The organism is Streptomyces sp. NPDC059679 (assembly GCF_042734105.1).
Taxonomy (GTDB): Bacteria; Actinomycetota; Actinomycetes; order Streptomycetales; family Streptomycetaceae; genus Streptomyces.
The window spans coordinates 25,454-43,164 of sequence record NZ_JBHWES010000089.1 but is presented as its reverse complement, the minus strand read 5'-3'; the positions used below and the strand labels follow the sequence as shown (position 1 = coordinate 43,164).

Genomic DNA, 17,711 nt, shown 5'->3' with positions numbered 1-17,711 from the left:
GGACAGGGACACGCCGTGACGTCGGCGTGTCCCTGTCCCGTATCCACCACGGACGCGTAAGGGGCGCTACTCCGACGCCGACGTCAGCAGCGCCAGCTCCTGCTCCGTCAGCTTCAGGTCCGCCACCGCCAGCAGCGCCGGCAGCTGGTCCACCGTACGCGCGCTCGCGATCGGGGCCACGACCGTGGGCTGGGCCGCCAGCCAGGCCAGGGCGACGGTAGCGTGCGCGGCGCCATGGTTGGCGGCCACATCGTCGAGGGCGGCGAGGACCTTCTGGCCGCGCTCGGTCTCCAGGTACTTCGCCGCGCCCTCGGCCCGGGCGCTGTCCACCGAGGCGCCGGGGCGGTACTTGCCGGTGAGGAAGCCGGACGCGAGGGCGTAGTACGGGAGGGTCACCACGCCATGGCGGGCGGCGACATCGGCGAGCGGGCCCTCGAAGGTGTCGCGGGAGACCAGGTTGTAGTGCGGCTGGAGGGCCACGTAGCGGGCCAGTCCCTCCTTCGCCGAGAAGTCCAGGGATGCCTCAAGGCGTTCGGCGGAGATGTTGGAGGCCGCGATCTGGCGGACCTTGCCCGCCTTCACCAGCTCGTCCAGCGTGGAGATGATCTCCTCCACCGGCACCGAGGTGTCGTCGTAGTGGGTGTAGTAAAGGTCGATGTAGTCGGTGCGCAGGCGCTTCAGGGACTCGTCGAGGCCCGCCTTGATCGCCGCGGCGGACAGCCCGCGGGGCGTCGGCACGCCTGCGCCCACCTTGGTCGCGAGGACGATGTCGGCGCGGTTGCCCCGTGAGGCGAACCAGTTGCCGAGGATGGTCTCGGACTCTCCGCCCGAGTTGCCCGGTACCCATGCCGAGTACACATCCGCCGTATCGACGAAGTTGCCGCCCGCCGCCGTGTAGGCGTCCAGCACGGCGAAGGACTCGGCTTCGTCCGCCGTCCAGCCGAAGACGTTCCCGCCGAGGGAGAGCGGGAAGACGGACAGATCACCGATCTGCCTGCGGCTCTCAGCCTGCTTGGTCTGCTTGGTGTCCTTGGTGTCAGCCATGCGTTGTTTCAGCGCCGAGGCGGAGAGGGGTATTCCGCCGTACGGGCGCAATGAGCGGCAAAAAACCGACGGCCCTGGCGTCAAGGGGGGAGAGAGCGCCAAGGCCGCCGGGGTATGGGGACCCGGTCAGCAGGTCATCGGGCAGATGTCCGCGGGAGACGGGGTCGCGGGGGACGGCAGGGTCGCGGCGGTCACGGGTTCAACCCGTGCGCGCGGAGCCAGGGCATCGGGTCGATCGGGCTGCCGCCGCCCGGCCGGACCTCCAGGTGGAGGTGCGGGCCGGTCACATTGCCCGTGGCGCCGACGCGGCCGACGACCTCGCCCGTCGTCACCGAGCCCGACGTACGGACCATCGACGACAGGTGGCAGTACCAGATCTCGGTGCCGTCGTTCAGCTTGATCACGATGCGGTAGCCGTACGCACCGGCCCACCCGGCCGAGGTGATCGTGCCACCGTGCAGCGCCTTGACCGGGGTGCCGGTCGGGGCGGCGAAGTCCTGGCCGGTGTGGTCGGCCGACCACATGTTGCCTGCCTGGCCGAAGGACGCGGTCAGGGTGTAGGAGGCGACGGGGAGGGTGTACTGGGCGGCGAGCTTGGCCAGACGCTCGGCCTCGGCCTTCTTCCTGGCCGCCTCCTCCGCCTTCCGCTTGGCCTCGGCCTCGGCGGCCTTCTTCTCCGCCTCCGCCTCGGCCTTCCGCTTCGCCTCCGCGTCGGCGGCCTTCTTGGCCACGGCGGCGGCCTTCTCAGCGGCCTGCTTGGCGGCGGCGTCGGCCGCGGCCTCGCGCTGCGACTCGTCGGCGGAGTTCTGCTGGTTCTCGGCCTGCTGGAGGATGCGGGCGCGCAGCGCCTCGCCCGCGTCGGTGGTGCCGTTCTCCTCGTCCTGGGAGGTCAGGCCGGCCTGGGAGAGGGGGGCGGCCGAGGTGCCGTCGGAGCTGGAACCGGAGTCCGAGGAGAGCAGCGAGCCGATGCCGGGCAGGTCCGCCGCGTCGGGGAGGACGTCCGTCACCTTGTCGGCGACGTGTGCGAGGTCCGGCATGGATATGGGGGCCTTGGGGCGGTCCTTGGCGCTCGCCATCCCGCCCGCGCCGACCGCCGCGATGACGCCGACGCCGAGGACGGCGCCGCTGCGGGCCATCGTGCCGCCGCGCTGCTTGGCGACGCGGTGCCGGCCGCGCACCGGGGCTATGGATTCCTCAGTGGGATTCCACTCGTCCCATGTCTCGGTGTCCTGGTCGGCCCTCGCCTCGGCGGCCGGTTCGAACCAGGAGCCGTAGCGGGTGGCTGTCCCCGCTCCGGCGCCGGACGTGCGGGACGGAGCTTCTTCTAGGGCAGACCTGTTGGACGCCACGCGGGCGCACTCCTTTCCTTCCCTCTCGCCTACCGGGTTAGCTGACGGGTTCGGAGCAGGAAGGTCTCCTACGGGTCAGGTTCGACCCGATTCACCCCAAGGTTGGTGGTTCCCCGGTTCCCTTGGTGTTGCTGTTGTCGCTCTGCTGCTGGTGCTGCTGTGCGTACGGGATTCGGCGACGGCGCACGGTGCCGCCTCTTGCGGCGGTTGTGACGACCGCGCTGCGTTATCGAACGTTAATAGAGAGCACGACCCGATTCCAAGCCGTTCCCGGGAATCAGAGCAACCTTTGAGGTGACGTTAACGCCCAACATGGGACAGATGAGGGTGAGTCGGCAGTGGCCCGAGCACACCCGGAAACGCCCCCGAACTGATCGTGCGTCAATCGTTATCCGGAGGGGTCATGCTCCGCTACGGAACGTGTTCGGGCTCGGCCCCCGACGCCACCGGAGCTCGGCGCAGCGCCAGCAGCGCCATGTCGTCCGCGGTCCCGCCCCCCGTGTGCCGTTCCACATCCGCCACCAACGCGTCGAGCAGCTCCACCGGTCCGGCGAAGCGGCGGCCGCGCAGCTGGACCGCCGGATCGTAGAACGTGCCCTGTGCGTCGCGCGCCTCGCTCACCCCGTCGGTGAACAGCAGCAGGGTCACCCCCTCCGCGAACCGCAGCTCCTCCACCCGGTCCGGCCACGCTCCCAGATCGCCCATCCCCAGCGGCAGCGCCGGCATCTCGGGATCGGCCTGGCGCACCGCGCCCTCCCCGTCCAGCAGCAGCGGCGCCGGGTGGCCGCGGTTGATCAGGCGGAGCGTGGAGTCGCCGCGGGGGATCTCGGCCAGCACCGCCGTGATGAACCCCTCGGCCTGCTCGATATCGGCCCGCCGGGCCCGCTCCCGCTGCAGCGCCCGCTCCAGCCGCAGCGTCAGCCCCTCCAGTGTGGCCTCCTGTTCGGCGGCCTCCCGGAAGGCGCCGATGATGATCGCGACCACCTCGACCGACCCCAGCCCCTTGCCCCGTACGTCGCCGATGACCATCCGTACGCCGTGTGGGGTGTCCTGCACCGCGTACAGGTCGCCGCCGATCGCGGCGTCCCGCTCGGCCGCCACATAGCGGGCCGCGACGTCCAGACCGGCCAGCCGGGCCGGCGGCACGGGCAGTACGGCGCGCTGGGCCGCTTCCGCGATGCCGCGTGCCGACGCCAGCCGCCGGGAGCCGCGGCGGACGACACGGTTGATGAGGAGGGCCAGCAGGGCGACCGTCACGACGGTGGCGACCTCGGTGGCCGACTGGGCCCAGTCCCGGACCCCGTGGAACTCGGCCAGCAGGCAGGAGGCGGCGACGGCGAGGGTCCCGACGAGGGCGGTCAGCCGCAGCCGATAGAACGGGGCGGCGACCAGGGGGGCGGCGGCGAGGAAGGGGGCGGCGGTGTAGGCAGCCGGGGTGACGATGTCGAAGACGACCCCGCCCACGATCAGCACGCCGGGGAGCCAGGGCGCGAAGCGGCGGCCGGAGGCGCCCATGGGCGCCTCGTCGTCCCCGCGGGGTCTGTCGGCACGGGGAACGTCGGCGCGAGGCACGTCGGCCCGGGATCCGTCCGCACGGGCCACGTCCGCGCGGGGTCCCTCCACGCGCGGCGGTTCCCCGCGCTGGGGCGCGCGCGGTCTCGTACGGCGCCCCGTACGCCGCCTCATGGCCCTGTACGCCGTCTCATGCGCGGGTTCGGTTCGTACACACCCCACCAGGCTCCCGGGTGACGGGGTGTCGGGCGAGCCGGTGTCGGCCAGGTGGGTGCGTCAGAACACGGCACAGGTCCCAGGAAGGGGACGAGGAAGAGGACAGGGACAGGGACAGGGACAGGGACAGGGACAGGAAAGAGGACGCGTCAGAGGTCGACGCCGAGCGCGCGGGCGTGGCGGTCCGCCGCCAGCTCGGCGGAGACCTCGTCGAGATACACCTCGCACACCAGCCGCCCGTCGGCGGTCAGGTTGTGCTCCAGCTCCCACAGGACGATCTCGTCCCCGCCGGCGAGGAGGAACGCGTGCTCATAGAAGCGGCACCACGTGGCGTCGGGGCCCCCGGGGCGGCGGCGCGGCTTCGGGGCCAGCGCGATGTCATGGGCGAACGCCGTGGCGAGCAGCTGCTCGGTGTCCGCGCCGGGGCGGTCCGGGTTCTCCGCGCGGCGCAGCACGCGGCGGGCGTGGTCGGCCGAGTCGTCGGACACGTACGCGCGCGGGGTCTCCACCGGCGCGACGGCGTGCAGCAGTTGCTCGGGCAGCCACAGCGGTAACCCCTCGAGCTCGTCCCAGCGGGCGGCGGTCCGGGCCGGTGTTGTGCTCCAGCTCCCACAGCAGCAGGCTGCTGCCGTCGGGGAGCAGGAAGATATGGCGGTAGGTGCTGTAGCCGAGCGGGCCGGCGGGCTCGTTGCACTGCCGGCAGGAGCGCAGCTCGGACTGGTGCATCAAGGCGTCACGGGCCCGGCCCAGCACCGCCTCGTCGATCTCGAAGCCGTTCTGCGCGCGGGCGAGAAGCCCGTCCAGGTGCTCGGCAGGAGTGCCGCCACCCGCGCCAGCTCGTGAGTGCCCCATACCTGTCTCCTCCCGCCTCCCGGCCGTCCGCTCGCCGTCCCCCCGGCGACTCTTCTCGCGCACTTACCGTAGCGGCGCGAACACAGGCCGCGCGTGCGGTTCGGCGAAGCCGTCTGTGGGCCGTGCCTCACTCAGTCCTGCGCCGGGAGGCTCGGATATATCACTCGTTCGGCCCGTCGAACAACTCGGACGGGGGGATTCCGGTACCGGGCGGGGTTGACGGCGCCTCTTTCGCAATTTGCGTAACAGCCTCCGCGCTCGCCCGTCATCTGCGGTCCGATCGGCCGGATTCTCCCGCCGGAAGGCGCAAGGCGAACGAGGCAAAAGAGCGACCAATTATGCCGCACGAGTGAAGGTGAAAGCCAGCCCGAAGCTTTTACAGATTTACGTCGTTGACGTGGATGTCCGCGATTCCGCGGCAGACACCCACCGGGAGGAATTAAGTGAACATCGTAAAGAAGGCCGCCCTCTTGGCCGCCACCGCCGGCGCGATTGTGTTCGCCGGCGCGAGCGGCGCGTCCGCCGCGAGCGGTGGTGGTGGCGGTGGCTACCAGGGAAATGAGTGTGACACCCGCACCGGTGTCGTCCTGAACACCGCTGCAGCCGGCCCGACGGGCGACATCGAAATGGGCAGCACCTGCGCCAACGTCAACTATGGCGGTGCGTCCTACCAAGGCAATGACTGTGACACATCCAGCGGGACGACCACCTCCATCGGCGGACTCGCTTCCTCGGGCGACACCAAGGTCGGCAGCAGCTGCTCCAACATCGCCTACCCCAAGGCGACCACGTACGTCCGCTCCGGCGGCAGCGGCTACAACAACAACTACAGCGCGGGCCGCAGCGACGAGGGCCGCAGCGACAGCTACGGCAGCTGACCCCAAGCCAAGTTCGCCGTGTTCCCCCGAATGAGAAAAGCAGGGTGAACGCATCTCTGGCTTCCATCGCGGCCCCGGACACTGCTTCGTCCGGGGCCGCCTTGGCGTTGCGAGGAGGAATCGGCCAGCGCAGACTGACGATGTCTCTAATGCGCCGGACGGGTAGAGGTGCGGCGGCTCGGGGACCCATCGCCGACTGCCCTCGTTAGTCAGATGTTCGCGGATAACCGTCGAGAACCCACATTGGAGGCTTTATGCACAGGCGCAAGAGGACGGCCTTGCTTCTGGCGGCTGTAGGTGCGCTGGCCATCGGCGGCGCGGGCAGCGCAGGCGCCACCGACCACGATTCGGGAGCCCAGCCCGCATCCGGCAGTCAGGGCGGCAGCCAAGGCGGCAGCCAGAAAAACCGCTGTGACACGAATTCCGTCCTCGGTCCCATCAACATCGTCGGCCTGGGTCCGACAGGAGACCTCTCGACCGAGACCAACTGTGTCAACTACACGGAGTCGGGGGTGATGGAGCAGAGCAACCGGTGCCGGACCAACTCCACCATCGGGCCCATCACCATTAACGCGGGTCTCGCCGGGTCGCCCGATATCACCAGCCGGACGAACTGCATCAACTACAGCAAGACCGGTGGAGCACTGAAGCAGAGCAACAAGTGCGCTACCAACTCCACGATCGGACCCATCACGATCTCGCCGCTTGCCCCAGGGCCCAAGGTCACCACCGAGACCACATGCACCAACATCTCCGGAACCGGCGACGGAAACGGCAAGCGGAGCAGCAGTGGGAACAGCGGGAGCCATTCCCGACGATGAGATTCTGACAGCTTCGCGCGCGGCCCCCGGTGGACAACTTCCGCCGGGGGCCGCGATCTTGAAACCGCTTAGGGGTGTGCAGTCATGAGGACTCGAGGGCGAAGATATCCTTACTGCGGCGGACGGGTGAAGCTGTGATCGCCCCCCGGATCCTTCGCCAATTGCCTTCGTTGTCAAGGCGTCTGCGGAATTCGCGGAGAACCTAAATGGAGGCACCAACCAATGCAGATTCGCAAGAAGGCCGCCCTCATGGCCGCAGCGGCCGGCGCGATGGTCATCGGCACCGCGAGCGGCGCGAGCGCCTACGGCTTCGGACCCCTGCTCGGCTCCAGCGGCGGCGTCCAGAGCAACTCGTGTGACACGAGCACCGGCAGCACCATGCAGACCGGTATGGCCGCGGGCACCGGCGACCAGAAGATCGGCTCTGACTGCATCAACTTCACCAACTCCGGTGCCGTGCTCCAGAGCAACGACTGCGACACCACCACTGGCACCACCATGCTGACCGGTGGAGCGTCCCCGACGGGCGACATTACGATCGGCAGCAACTGCGCCAACGTCGCGCTGCAGTCCACCTCGAACAACAAGAAGAACAACAACAAGGGCAAGAAGAGCAAGAAGTCGCACCGCGGCCACAGCTACTGATGCCATAGCGGGTGCCTCGTACCCACTCAGGCGGAATCGCGGCACCGGCTCCCCGGTCGTTCGAGGGGCAGTCTGACTTGGCTTCGCCCACGGCCCCCGGCGGATAACTTCCGCCGGGGGCCACTTTCGTGAGTCGGGCCCGGAGAGCACTTCCGCGAAGATATCCTTACTGTGGCGGACGGGTGAAGCTGGGGTCATCCCCGGATCCTTCCCCAATTGCCTTCGTTCTCAAGGCGTCTGCGGAATTCGCGGAAACCTAAATGGAGGCACCAACCAATGCAGATTGGCAAGAAGGCCGCCCTCATGGCCGCAGCGGCCGGCGCGATGGTCATCGGCACGGCGGGTGGCGCGAGCGCCTACGGCGTCGGACCCCTGTTCGGCTCCAGCGGCGGGGTCCAGAGCAACTCGTGTGACACGCACACCGGCACCACCATGCTCACCGGTATGGCCGCGCCCTCAGGCGACCAGAACATCGGCTCTGACTGCATCAACTTCACGAACTCCGGTGCGTCTCAGATCAACGACTGCGACACCGCCACCGGCACCACCATGCTGACCGGTGGAGCGGCCCCGTCCGGCGACGTGCACATCGGCAGCAACTGCGCCAACGTCGCGCTGCAGCCCTCGGCGCACGAGAACAACAACAAGAACAAGAAGAGCAAGAAGTCGAACCGCCGCGGTCACAGCTACTGATGCGGTAGCGGGTGCGGCGTGCCCGCCCCGGCGGGATCGCGGCGCCACCTCCCCGGTCGATGGGCGCGGCCCTGGAAGGGACTCCTTCCAGGGCCGCGCCCGTTCGATATCGGGCGCCGGATCCTCTCAGCACCCGGGCAGGCCCGGCACGCAGTTGTCCGGGGTATTGGCGGACACAAAAGTCCCGGTCAGCGTCACCGTCCCGCCGTTCATGAAAATGCCGCCGCCCTGACCCCCGGCTGTATTCCCAGTCACCTGGTCGCCGATGAGCTGGGCACTACCCGAATCGTTGTACAGACCGCCGCCGTTCTGTCCGGCGGTGTTGTTGGTCACGATGACGGATTGCATCATCAGTTGGCTGCCGAAGTTGGCGATACCACCTCCGTGGCTTCCGGATGTATTACCGTTGAGCGAGCCGGAATTCATGGTGAAATTGCCGCCGTTGGTAGTGATCCCACCGCCTTCGAAGTCAATAGCGTGATTGCGCAGCACATCCACCGTGGTCAGCGTCACGTTCCCGAAGTTGGAGATCCCCCCGCCCGCGCTATTTGCGGTGTTGTCGGAGATCTGGCTGCTGGTGGCCGACAGCGATCCCCCTGAGTTGATGTGAATGCCACCGCCGTCACCGGCGGTGTTATGCGTCACCTGACTGGAGGTGAGATCCAGTACGGCATTGTTGGCGACATCGATACCCCCGCCGACATTGCTCGCGAGGTTTCCGGTGACCACGCTCGACGTCAGCCTCAGCGTCCCCGCGTCGAGGATGCCGCCGCCGTTGATCCCCGTGCCGGCAGTGGTCGCCGAACCGTTGGAGACCGTGATGCCGGTCAGGGTCAGGGTTCCTCCGGGGGCGACCTCCGCGATGCGGAAGGCCGTGGCCGAGCCCCGGGTGATGGTCGTGTTGGCGCCGACGAGGGTCACATTCCCGGTGATCACCGGCAGCCCGTCGGGCCCGTTCGTGCCCGGGGACACCGCCGGACCGGTGAGGGTGTAGACACAGCTCGGCGCGAGCTGGATCACTCCCACCCCCGTGCTGTTGGCGTCGTTGATGGCGCTGATCAGCCCGGAGACATCCCCACAGGCCACTTCGGGACGCTCGCCACCGCCACCGCCCTTGCCGCCACCACTACCGTCGCCGTTGCCTCGGTCATGGCCTTCGTCGTAGTCGGCGCCATGGGCGGATTCGTAGTCGTGGCCGTGCTCATGACCATGACCGTGCCCGCCACCACCCCCGCCCCCGGAGCCCACGGCGACCGCCGGCGCGGGGCCGCCCCACACGGACGCCGCCAGGATCATGACCGGGACGAGACCACGGAGGCCACGGAGGGTTGTCACACGTCGCACGAGGTGTCTCCTTAACCTTGCTGGAGTCCGGATGGCTCGAAGCAGCAAGATCAGCCTGAGCGGAGCGCCGGGGGACGGCATCCGCTCGGGCGCAGGTGGGTGACACCATGTGCCAAGAACGACGAAAACCGCAGGTCAGCGGTGCCTACCTGCGGTTCGCCAGTGGGTCATCAGGGGCTCGAACCCTGAACCAATGGATTAAAAGTCCACTGCTCTGCCAATTGAGCTAATGACCCGCACCCCCGCAGCATAGCTCGGCTGGGGGCGAAGACCCGAGCCAATACCCCACGGGGTCGAAAGGCCGTGCAACAACCGGGTGTTGCACGGCCCCTCAGTAGGCCGTTCGGTCGGCATCACAGCCGACCGAAGGGCGGCCCGTCAGCCGTTGCGCTTCCAGCGGGGCTTGTCGGCGCGGCGGTCGAAGGACTGGTTGTGCGAGCGGTCGTACGAGCGCTCGTAGGACCGGCCGCCGGTGTTGCCGGACCGGTGGTCGTCGCGGCGGGCCGGACGGTCGTCGCGGCGGTCACGGCCGAACGGGCGGTCGCCGCCACGGTGGTTGTGGTCGCGGCGCTCGAACGGACGCCCCGGACGGTCGTCACGGCGGTCGTCGCGGCGGTAGCCGCCACGGTCACGGTCCTCACGACGCTCGAACGGACGGCCACCGCGGTCGTCACGACGGTCGTACGAGCCGCGCGGACGGTCGTCACGGCGGTCGCGGCCGAACGAACGGTCACCACGGTCCCCGTCCCGACGGTCCCGCCGCTCGAAGTTGCCCCGCTCGTCACGGCGCTCGTACGAGGAGGCTCGCGGCGCCTCGTCGGCCTGGGGGGCGGCGTCGGCCACCGCGGCCTCGGCCGAACGCTGGGCGGGCACCACGATGTCCGCCGACGCGTTGGCAGGGCCGTCGGCGGCGCCTTCGGGGGCGGCGGCCACAGAGGCGGCGCCGGCCTCAGCCACGGCCGACGCCGGGGCCACGTGCTCGCCGCGCTCCCGCGCCGCACGCGTGGTCAGCCGGTCGGCCTCCTCACGCAGCTCCGTCGCCCGCCGCTGCGCCTTGTCCAGCTCCCGGGTGAGCTCCTCGACGTCGCGCTCGGCCTGCTTGGCGGCGTTCGCGGCCGACTCGGCCTGCACCTCGGTCAGCGAGCGGGCGCCTGTGATACGCGCCACGTCCTCGTCGAAGACACCGGCGCCGCCGACGATGTGGCGCGAGGCGTCGACGCCCGCGTCCTCCATCAGCCGGAAGATCTGCCGCCGCTGGTGCGGCAGCGCCAGCGAGACGACCGTGCCGCTCTGCCCCGCCCGCGCCGTACGGCCGGACCGGTGCAGATAGTCCTTGTGGTCGCCGGCCGGGTCCACGTTCAGGACGAGGTCGATGCCGTCGACGTGGATACCGCGCGCGGCGACATCCGTGGCGACCAGCACGTTCACATAGCCGTCCTTGAAGTCGGCCAGCGTCCGGGTCCTGGCCCCCTGCGTCATGCCGCCGTGCAGCGCCTCGGCCCGCACCCCGGCGTCGCGCAGCTGCTCGGCCACGCGGTCGGCGCCGAGCTGGGTCCGTACGAAGATGATCGTGCGGCCCTTGCGCGCGGCGATGGCGGCGGTGACCGGCGCCTTGTCCTTCGGCTTCACCACGAGCACGTGGTGGGTCATGGTCGAGACCGCGCCGGCGGAGGGGTCCACCTCGTGGGTGATCGGGTCGACCAGGTAGCGCTTGACGAGGGTGTCGATCTCGTTCTCCAGCGTCGCGGAGAACAGCAGCCGCTGCCCGCCCTGCGGCACCTGGTCGAGGATCTCGGTGACCTCGGGCAGGAAGCCCATGTCGGCCATCTGGTCGGCCTCGTCCAGGACGGCGACCTGGACCTTGTCCAGCGACGCGGCGCCGCGGTCGATGATGTCGCGCAGCCGGCCCGGGGTGGCGACGAGGATGTCGACCCCGCGCTCCAGCGCGTAGATCTGATTGCCCATCGAGGTGCCGCCGCAGACCACCTTGAGCTTGAGGCCCAGGACGTCGCCGTACGGCTGCAGCGCATCGCTCACCTGCATGGCGAGCTCGCGGGTCGGGGTGAGGATGAGGCCGCGGGGGCGCTTCTTCTCGGTGTGGCCGCCGGCCAGCGTGGTCAGCAGCGGAAGACCGAAGGACAGGGTCTTTCCGGAGCCGGTGCGGCCACGGCCGAGGATGTCGCTGCCGGCCATGGCGTCCGGGATGGTCGCGGCCTGGATCGGGAACGGCGTGGTGACGCCGTTCTGCGCCAGCTTGCGGACGATCTGCTCGGGGAGGCCGAGGTCACCGAAGGTGATCTGGGGCTCCTCGGGGGCCTGCGGCTGGTCGGTGGTCTGGCTGTCTTCGGCGGACTTGCTGTCTTCGGTGGACTGGGCGGATTCGGCGGTCTGGGTGCGCTCGGCCTGCTCGGTCAGCTCGGTCTGCTCGTCGGCAGCGGGCATGACGGCGTGGTCAGTGGCAACGGACATGCGAATTGCGAAACCTTCCGGAGTCTCGGCACGCGCCCAAGCTCCGTGTGATATCGCAAAAAACCGCCTCAGTGCGGTCAGCCACGGGAAGGTAAGGAACGCGCCACGCGGCGCTCTTCGGTTTGGCGCCGGGCAAATGGGATCAAACGATCTACCACCATACGCACTTCCACCCCTCAAGAGCAAATCCGCCGCGCGGCGCCCGACGTGCTCTCCGTCACTCCGTCTCGTCGGCCTCCGGCGCCGGTGACGCGGGCGGGGACGCCGGGGCGGAGGTGGTCGGCCGCGGCGGCTCCGGGGCGCTCGACGACGGGCTGGAGGGGACGGCGGTGGAGGGGGAGCCCCCAGACGGCGACGTCGCCGACGAGGGCGCGGACGGCACCGGCCGCTGCGGGCCCGGTCCGCTCTTGGGGGGCTTGGCGGGCGAGCGCTCGGCCGCGCCCGGCGCGGAGGCCGATGCCGACCGCTTCGCCTCCTTCTCCCCCTCATCCCCCTTCTTCGCGTCCTTTTTCCCACCCTTCCCGTCCTTGGCGTCCCCTCCGCGGTCGCCGTCCGGCCCGGCGTCCGGATACGTACGCGCCCTGCCGTCCGACGTCGCCACGCCCCCGCCCGGCTCAGCCGCCCCGTCGCGGTCGCGGGCGCCGTGCTGCGGGCCCGGACGCTTCGGGCCGTCGGACACGCTCGTACAGCCCGCCAGGGCCACGGCCGCGGCGACGAGGGTCGCCACCAGGCATGGGCCCCGCTGGACGCGAGAGGTCCGGGACGCCCCGGAGGAGCGGGCGGGACGGTCGGGACGGGGAGCGGGCGATCCGGGCATGCGGGGCGGGCCTCCAGGGCGCGTACGGACGGGACGCACTGCCCAACTGGACCCGCCCCGCCCAGGACACGCGCGCCCAGGACACGCACCGGCCGGATCAGCCGTAGCCGAGCGCGTGCAGCCGTTCGTCATCGATCCCGAAGTGGTGCGCGATCTCGTGCACCACCGTGATCTCCGTCTCCTCGACCACGTCCTCGCGCGACTCGCACATCCGCAGCGTCGGCCCCCGGTAGACCGTGATCCGGTCCGGCAGCACACCCGCGTACCACTCGCCGCGCTCGGTCAGCGGCGTGCCCTCGTAGAGCCCGAGCAGCTGCGGGTCCCCCGCCGGGGGCTCGTCCTCCACGAACACCGCGACGTTGTCCATCAGCCGCGTCAGCTCCGGCGGGATCCGGTCCAGGGCCTCGGCGACCAGTTCCTCGAACTCCTCGCGCGTCATCTCCAGCACGTGGCCATTGTCCGGCAGCGGGGCCCGGAAAGGGATGACCATGACGCGGATCCGTCCCCCACGGAACAAGCTCCGGGCCGCCGCGCTCCCCCGTCCCCGGACCGCGACACGCCCCGGCCACAGGCCGGGGAAGAAACCGTTTTGGCGAACCTCACCGGCATCCCATATGCTTCTCACGTCCCCGACGGCGCCGGAAGGCGCCCAGGTGGGCCATCAGCCCTCATCGTCTAGTGGCCCAGGACGCCGCCCTTTCAAGGCGGTAGCACGGGTTCGAATCCCGTTGGGGGCACGCAACACCATGTGCGAGACTAGAGCTCGCACAAGCTTGGTCCTGTGGAGCAGTTTGGAGTGCTCGCCACCCTGTCAAGGTGGAGGCCGCGGGTTCAAATCCCGTCAGGACCGCTGCGGCTGGGTAGCTCAGTTGGTACGAGCGTCCGCCTGAAAAGCGGAAGGTCGCCGGTTCGACCCCGGCCCCAGCCACTGCCGCTGAACAGCGAAAAGGCCCCTGTCGAGATCATCGACAGGGGCCTTTCGTTGTCGTCCTGACGGCAGTACGACGGCAGCGCGGCGGCGCGGCTCACTGGAAAAGCTCGCTGAGCTGGGTCAATGCCTTCCGTTTCTCCTCCGCCGACGCGTGGGCGTACACGCCGAGCGTCACCTGAAGATCACTGTGCCCGGCGATCTCCCGCACGATGTGCGGGGCGGCCCCGAGGTCCAGGAGCAGCGAGACAAAAGAGTGACGCAGATCATGGAAGCGGTAGCCGTCCAGGCCGGTGCGCTTCCGCGTCGCGTACCAGTGGCGGTTCAGATTGCGCGGGTCCATGGGTGAGCCCACGGCCGTCGTGAAGACGTAGCCCGTGTTCAGCCACTCGTCACCGCAGGAGGCGTGTTCTTCGTGCTGCTGCTCGCGCCGATCCCGGAGGGCGTCCAGGACGAAGGGCGGCAGCGGGATCGTCCGGCACGAGTACCGCGTCTTGGGCTGGGCCGACACCAACTCCCCCTTGATCCGCTGAAGCGACCGGGTGACGGACAGCTCGCCCTTCTCCAGGTCCACCGCGTCCCAGCGCAACCCCAGCAGCTCGCCCTTGCGGAGTCCGAGGGTCAGGGCGAGGAGGTACAGCGCGTAGAGCCGATCCTCCTTCACCGTGGCCAACAGGCCACGGGCCGCCACAGGTTCGAGCCCCTGGCCACGCGCGTAGGTGGGCCCCTCCACCTGGACCAGCTTGGCGACATTCCGCGCCACCAGTTCCTCCCGTACGGCGTTCTGGAGGGCGTTGCGCAGCACGGCGTGAACAAGCTGGACCATGCGGGCGGACAGGCGCCGGCCGCAGCACCGATCGCGCGAGCAGCACTGGACCTCTTCGGGGCGTCGGGCGTCGAGCTTCCGGGCGCAGCAGAGGCACAGCTCACGCAGGCGACCGAGGAGGGCCAGCACGTCACGGGGCGCCAGCCGCTCAAGCCGCTTGGTGCCGACCAGAGGGACAAGGTAGAGCCGGACCGCCGACTCGTAGGCCAGCACGGTCTTGGGCCGCCGACGAGGGGTGACCACATGCTCGATCCAGTACGCGAGGTAGGCCCCGACCGTCCAGGACTTGTCGGCGACCGGGATTCCCCGGTTCGCCTGCTCCAGCATCTGCACGAGCTTGGCGTGCGCTTCGGCGCGGGTCCGCCCGTACTGCCGCTTGCGCTTGAGAGTGCCCGCCGAGGTCGGCACGTAGGCTGCGGCTTCCCAACGGCCGTCCTTGCGGTGGGTGATCGTTCCTTCGCCGTTCAGGCGGCTTCGGCGGCCCATGCCCGGTCGTCTCCTTCTCGGTCGAGGTCGGTCAGTACTTCGCGGGCGGTCTCACGGTTCAGGCGGATGTCACGGGCGATGGAGGCCGCGAGCCAGGATTCACCGGGTGTGTGGCCGTGCCCGGCATAGGTCAAGTGGGCGAGCACGATCGTGGAGCCCTCCGCGTCGGCGGGGTCCTCGGGCAGGCCCCTCTCCCGGCACTCTTGGCGGGCGCGGAAGTCGGCGCGGACCTGGCGACGCTCAGCGAAGGTCGAGGAGTAGTGCCGGGACTTGGTGAGGAAGTGCCCGCGGAAGCCGAGCATGTGGGCCCAGGCCCAAAGCTTGCGGTCCGGGTAGTGCTCATCGAGGTCATGACAGGCGCGAATGAGGCGCCGGGTGTGGTCCGGCACGCCGGGAAGCTTGTCGAGCTCCGAGAGCTCCCCGACACGGCGGTCCATGGTGCCGGTGGACTCGGCCGCCTTGGTGGCGTACTTCGCCACGTACGCGGCTACGGCCTGCTCGGTGAGTTCCTGGCCGTCGGCGCCGATCGCGCGGACGTCCACCTGCGAGCCCCAGCTCAGAACGCGCGCCGGGACGTCCCCGGCGACCGGGACCAGGACGCGGACGCGGGTGGCGGCGGCACGGATCGCGTCGCCGAGCAAACCGGTACTCGCCCACGCGGGCGGGATGTCGTCGGGACCGGCCGGGCCGTCCATGCGGACGATGGCGTGAAAGTGGATCGCGCGCCGCTTCTGGAACTCGGCGACCTTGCCGAAGGAGATTCGGCAGACCTCCCGCAGCGTGGCGTGGGTGATCCCGGCACGGGCGGCGATCTCCCGGCGCAGGTAGATCGTGAACCGGCGCCAGAGGTCACCGGCGTGGTTGTTCCAGAGGACGGCCCCGGCGTAGTCGTACGTGTCCGGATCCAGCGCCGTGCCGAGCTCGGGGGCGTCGTCGGCGTGGACGGCACCGCAGCGGCAGCGGCCCGTTTCGGGGCGGTTGTGGACCGAGCCGAAGGAGGGCGCGGTCAGGGTGGCGAACACGCCCGGGTGGACGCGTACGCCGTCGGGGATGCCCATGCGCGGGTCCCCGGTGAGCCCGGCCCGTATCAGGTGGTACGCGTCCCCCGCGTACGTCCAGGCGCACGAGGGACAGCGGGAGGCCCGCCGGTTCCCGCAGGCCACCCGCAGACGGCCGCCCGGCTCCTCGGCCGTGGAATACGAGTCGAGGACGTCCCCGGTCCGTGCGTCACGGGTGACGGACGTACCGGACAGGTGGATCGGGTCGGAGCAGCCGCCCGTACGGCGAACCTGCTCGCGCCAGCGGTCGAACCCGGGGGCCGAGGCGACCCGCAGCAGGTCAGCCAGGGTCACCGGGTCGGTGCCCACGGCGGCGGCAGCACCGGCCACGGCCTCAGGGGCTATGGGGAAGGCCGTCACTCGCCCACCCCCGGGGTGTCGATGATCTCGACTTCCAGGACCTTCGCACCGTCGCAGTCGGGGCAGTAGAGCTGGAAGCCGGTGGTGTCGTAGCCGCTGCCCGCGCAGGCGGGGCACTCCAGCCACTCGGTGGTGCCGTAGGCCGCACGGCAGGCGGCCTGATCCTGGCAGCGCGCCTTTCCGCAGACCGGGCAGGTGCGGACGGAACGGCGAACGATCTTCGGCGCCGAGACCCCGGTCGGGCGGTCGGGGTGGGTCAGCGAGACAGGCATGATGGAGGCTCCCTTGGAAGAGGGGTTGGGCGGCGCATCTGCTTGGCGGTAGGGGCGCCGCCCTTCTTCAGGGAGTCTTCACCTCCCTAGGGAGATTTATTCCAGACCTCCCTAGGGATGTCAACGGGACCTGCGGATGGACGTGAGCGGGGTGAGTGATCGGGTATGCGTTCGTGCGACCGGCAGGGGGTGGCGGGTAGGCTGACCACCCTAGGGAGCCTCGAGGAGTGGAGAGACAATGCCCGAGACTGCGCGGCAGATCGCCGACGATCTCCGGGCGCGGATCGAATCCGGTGACCTACAGCCGGGCGATCGGCTGCCCGGTGAACCCTCGCTCGTGCGGACCTACGGCGTCGCCAAGATGACCGCCAACCAGGCCCTCAAGATCCTCGTGACCGAGGGCCTCGCCTACGCCCGCCCCGGCTCCGGTACCTACGTCAGGGAGTTCCGGCCGATCCGGCGAGTGGCGAATGACCGCCTGTCCAAGGCTCGCTGGGCATCGGGTCACTCCATCTGGGCCGCCGACGTCGACCGGCGCCCGCTGGCTACCGACGTCCAGGTCTACGAGGCCGAGGCCCCACACCAGATCGGGCGTCTGCTCAACCTCGAACCCGGCGCTCCTGTCATCGTGCGCAGCCGGAAGTACGCCGTCGAGGACCGCCCAGTACAGATCGCAACCTCCTACCTACCGGCCGACCTGGTGCGAGGAACGGCGATCACCGAGCCCAACCCGGGCCCCGGAGGCATCTACGCCCGCTTGGCCGAGCTGGGAGCGGAACCGGTCAACTTCGCCGAGGAGTTGCGGGCGCGGATGCCGAGCGAGGAGGAGCGCGCCGCTCTGAACCTGGCCGCAGGCACGCCCGTGCTGGAGATCTGCCGCACCGCCTTCACCGAGGATGAGCGCCCCGTGGAGGTCAACCAGATGCTCTTGGACGCCGGTTCGTACGTGCTGGAGTACCGCCTCAGCAGCTGAGCTGTTACGGATTGCTCTACCTCATCAAGGCGGCTCGCATCCGCTCGCCGCGCGCGGCCCGGCCCCCGGCCGGGCCTGCGCTCCCGTCTACGCCCCGCTCCAGCCCGGCCGCCGCCCGTGCCGCGCACTCAGCGATCAGCCGCCTGACCTCAGAGAAGGGGTACGTCG

Annotated in this window: 15 protein-coding genes, 4 tRNA genes, 1 pseudogene and 1 riboswitch; of the genes and pseudogenes, 8 read left to right on the top strand and 12 right to left on the bottom strand. The window is 69.9% G+C overall.

What is annotated here, in order from left to right; all coding sequences use genetic code 11:
• Positions 1-66: 66 nt before the first annotated feature.
• The 4 genes and pseudogenes from ACFV2X_RS49735 to ACFV2X_RS49720 form a co-directional block, all read right to left on the bottom strand.
• The gene (locus tag ACFV2X_RS49735) at positions 67-1,044 is read right to left on the bottom strand and encodes an aldo/keto reductase (protein WP_385629572.1); all 978 of its coding nucleotides are present in this window, start codon (positions 1,042-1,044) and stop codon (positions 67-69) included.
• 191 nt (positions 1,045-1,235) lie between these two features.
• A complete protein-coding gene (locus ACFV2X_RS49730) occupies positions 1,236-2,393 on the bottom strand; it encodes a M23 family metallopeptidase (RefSeq protein ID WP_385629571.1) in 1,158 nt (385 codons plus the stop codon).
• 11 nt (positions 2,394-2,404) lie between these two features.
• A riboswitch (cyclic di-AMP (ydaO/yuaA leader) is annotated at positions 2,405-2,581 on the bottom strand.
• 223 nt (positions 2,582-2,804) lie between these two features.
• Positions 2,805-3,908, bottom strand: coding sequence for a PP2C family protein-serine/threonine phosphatase (locus ACFV2X_RS49725; protein WP_385629574.1), 1,104 nt, complete (start codon positions 3,906-3,908; stop codon positions 2,805-2,807).
• 362 nt (positions 3,909-4,270) lie between these two features.
• Positions 4,271-4,973: pseudogene (locus ACFV2X_RS49720) on the bottom strand (DUF6227 family protein).
• A gap of 443 nt (positions 4,974-5,416) precedes the next feature.
• On the opposite strand from ACFV2X_RS49720, the gene ACFV2X_RS49715 reads away from it, so the two are divergent.
• From ACFV2X_RS49715 to ACFV2X_RS49700, 4 genes are all read left to right on the top strand, one after another.
• Positions 5,417-5,851, top strand: coding sequence for a hypothetical protein (locus ACFV2X_RS49715; protein ID WP_385629569.1), 435 nt, complete (start codon positions 5,417-5,419; stop codon positions 5,849-5,851).
• Between the two features lie 254 nt (positions 5,852-6,105).
• Entirely contained in the window at positions 6,106-6,672 is a 567-nt protein-coding gene (locus tag ACFV2X_RS49710) for a hypothetical protein (RefSeq protein ID WP_385629566.1), read from the top strand.
• 222 nt (positions 6,673-6,894) lie between these two features.
• On the top strand, positions 6,895-7,317 hold the full coding sequence (locus ACFV2X_RS49705) for a hypothetical protein (protein WP_385629565.1): 423 nt from the start codon (positions 6,895-6,897) through the stop codon (positions 7,315-7,317).
• Between the two features lie 276 nt (positions 7,318-7,593).
• The gene (locus ACFV2X_RS49700; RefSeq protein WP_385629562.1) at positions 7,594-8,010 is read left to right on the top strand and encodes a hypothetical protein; all 417 of its coding nucleotides are present in this window, start codon (positions 7,594-7,596) and stop codon (positions 8,008-8,010) included.
• A 126-nt stretch (positions 8,011-8,136) separates the two neighbouring features.
• Here the strand turns inward: ACFV2X_RS49700 and ACFV2X_RS49695 are convergent, their stop codons facing one another.
• From ACFV2X_RS49695 to ACFV2X_RS49675, 5 genes are all read right to left on the bottom strand, one after another.
• Positions 8,137-9,306 (bottom strand): right-handed parallel beta-helix repeat-containing protein, encoded by a 1,170-nt coding sequence (locus ACFV2X_RS49695; RefSeq protein WP_385629561.1) that lies wholly within the window; start codon positions 9,304-9,306, stop codon positions 8,137-8,139.
• Between the two features lie 211 nt (positions 9,307-9,517).
• A tRNA-Lys gene (locus ACFV2X_RS49690) sits at positions 9,518-9,590 on the bottom strand.
• Between the two features lie 142 nt (positions 9,591-9,732).
• Positions 9,733-11,823 (bottom strand): DEAD/DEAH box helicase, encoded by a 2,091-nt coding sequence (locus tag ACFV2X_RS49685; protein WP_385629558.1) that lies wholly within the window; start codon positions 11,821-11,823, stop codon positions 9,733-9,735.
• Positions 11,824-12,040: 217 nt separating this feature from the next.
• A complete protein-coding gene (locus tag ACFV2X_RS49680) occupies positions 12,041-12,550 on the bottom strand; it encodes a hypothetical protein (protein ID WP_385629556.1) in 510 nt (169 codons plus the stop codon).
• Between the two features lie 187 nt (positions 12,551-12,737).
• On the bottom strand, positions 12,738-13,088 hold the full coding sequence (locus ACFV2X_RS49675) for a metallopeptidase family protein (RefSeq protein ID WP_014178321.1): 351 nt from the start codon (positions 13,086-13,088) through the stop codon (positions 12,738-12,740).
• A gap of 216 nt (positions 13,089-13,304) precedes the next feature.
• Between ACFV2X_RS49675 and ACFV2X_RS49670 the strand changes: the two genes are divergently transcribed.
• From ACFV2X_RS49670 to ACFV2X_RS49660, 3 genes are all read left to right on the top strand, one after another.
• Positions 13,305-13,377 (top strand) — tRNA-Glu (locus ACFV2X_RS49670).
• Positions 13,378-13,415: 38 nt separating this feature from the next.
• A tRNA-Asp gene (locus ACFV2X_RS49665) sits at positions 13,416-13,490 on the top strand.
• 4 nt (positions 13,491-13,494) lie between these two features.
• Positions 13,495-13,568 (top strand) — tRNA-Phe (locus ACFV2X_RS49660).
• A gap of 97 nt (positions 13,569-13,665) precedes the next feature.
• On the opposite strand, the gene ACFV2X_RS49655 is transcribed toward ACFV2X_RS49660, so the two are convergent.
• From ACFV2X_RS49655 to ACFV2X_RS49645, 3 genes are read right to left on the bottom strand one after another with little or no spacing between them, the layout of a single operon-like run.
• Entirely contained in the window at positions 13,666-14,880 is a 1,215-nt protein-coding gene (locus ACFV2X_RS49655; RefSeq protein WP_385629553.1) for a tyrosine-type recombinase/integrase, read from the bottom strand.
• Positions 14,859-16,298, bottom strand: a complete 1,440-nt coding sequence (repSA, locus tag ACFV2X_RS49650) for a replication initiator protein RepSA (RefSeq protein ID WP_385629552.1) — start codon at positions 16,296-16,298, stop codon at positions 14,859-14,861. The genes ACFV2X_RS49655 and repSA overlap by 22 nt, the downstream gene beginning before the upstream one ends.
• Positions 16,295-16,570 (bottom strand): hypothetical protein, encoded by a 276-nt coding sequence (locus ACFV2X_RS49645; RefSeq protein ID WP_385629550.1) that lies wholly within the window; start codon positions 16,568-16,570, stop codon positions 16,295-16,297. Before ACFV2X_RS49645 ends, repSA begins: the two co-directional genes overlap by 4 nt.
• 238 nt (positions 16,571-16,808) lie before the next feature.
• On the opposite strand from ACFV2X_RS49645, the gene ACFV2X_RS49640 reads away from it, so the two are divergent.
• Positions 16,809-17,543 (top strand): GntR family transcriptional regulator, encoded by a 735-nt coding sequence (locus ACFV2X_RS49640; RefSeq protein WP_385629548.1) that lies wholly within the window; start codon positions 16,809-16,811, stop codon positions 17,541-17,543.
• Positions 17,544-17,711 lie beyond the last annotated feature (168 nt).

Excerpts from the sequence above, each read along its gene's own strand:
- ACFV2X_RS49735 (WP_385629572.1), bottom strand. The coding sequence starts at position 1,044 with ATGGCTGACACCAAGGACACCAAGCAGACCAAGCAGGCTGAGAGCCGC.
- ACFV2X_RS49725 (WP_385629574.1), bottom strand. The coding sequence starts at position 3,908 with ATGGGCGCCTCCGGCCGCCGCTTCGCGCCCTGGCTCCCCGGCGTGCTG.
- ACFV2X_RS49710 (WP_385629566.1), top strand. The coding sequence starts at position 6,106 with ATGCACAGGCGCAAGAGGACGGCCTTGCTTCTGGCGGCTGTAGGTGCG.
- ACFV2X_RS49705 (WP_385629565.1), top strand. The coding sequence starts at position 6,895 with ATGCAGATTCGCAAGAAGGCCGCCCTCATGGCCGCAGCGGCCGGCGCG.
- ACFV2X_RS49700 (WP_385629562.1), top strand. The coding sequence starts at position 7,594 with ATGCAGATTGGCAAGAAGGCCGCCCTCATGGCCGCAGCGGCCGGCGCG.
- ACFV2X_RS49695 (WP_385629561.1), bottom strand. The coding sequence starts at position 9,306 with ATGATCCTGGCGGCGTCCGTGTGGGGCGGCCCCGCGCCGGCGGTCGCC.
- ACFV2X_RS49685 (WP_385629558.1), bottom strand. The coding sequence starts at position 11,823 with ATGTCCGTTGCCACTGACCACGCCGTCATGCCCGCTGCCGACGAGCAG.
- ACFV2X_RS49655 (WP_385629553.1), bottom strand. The coding sequence starts at position 14,880 with ATGGGCCGCCGAAGCCGCCTGAACGGCGAAGGAACGATCACCCACCGC.
- ACFV2X_RS49645 (WP_385629550.1), bottom strand. The coding sequence starts at position 16,570 with ATGCCTGTCTCGCTGACCCACCCCGACCGCCCGACCGGGGTCTCGGCG.
- ACFV2X_RS49640 (WP_385629548.1), top strand. The coding sequence starts at position 16,809 with ATGCCCGAGACTGCGCGGCAGATCGCCGACGATCTCCGGGCGCGGATC.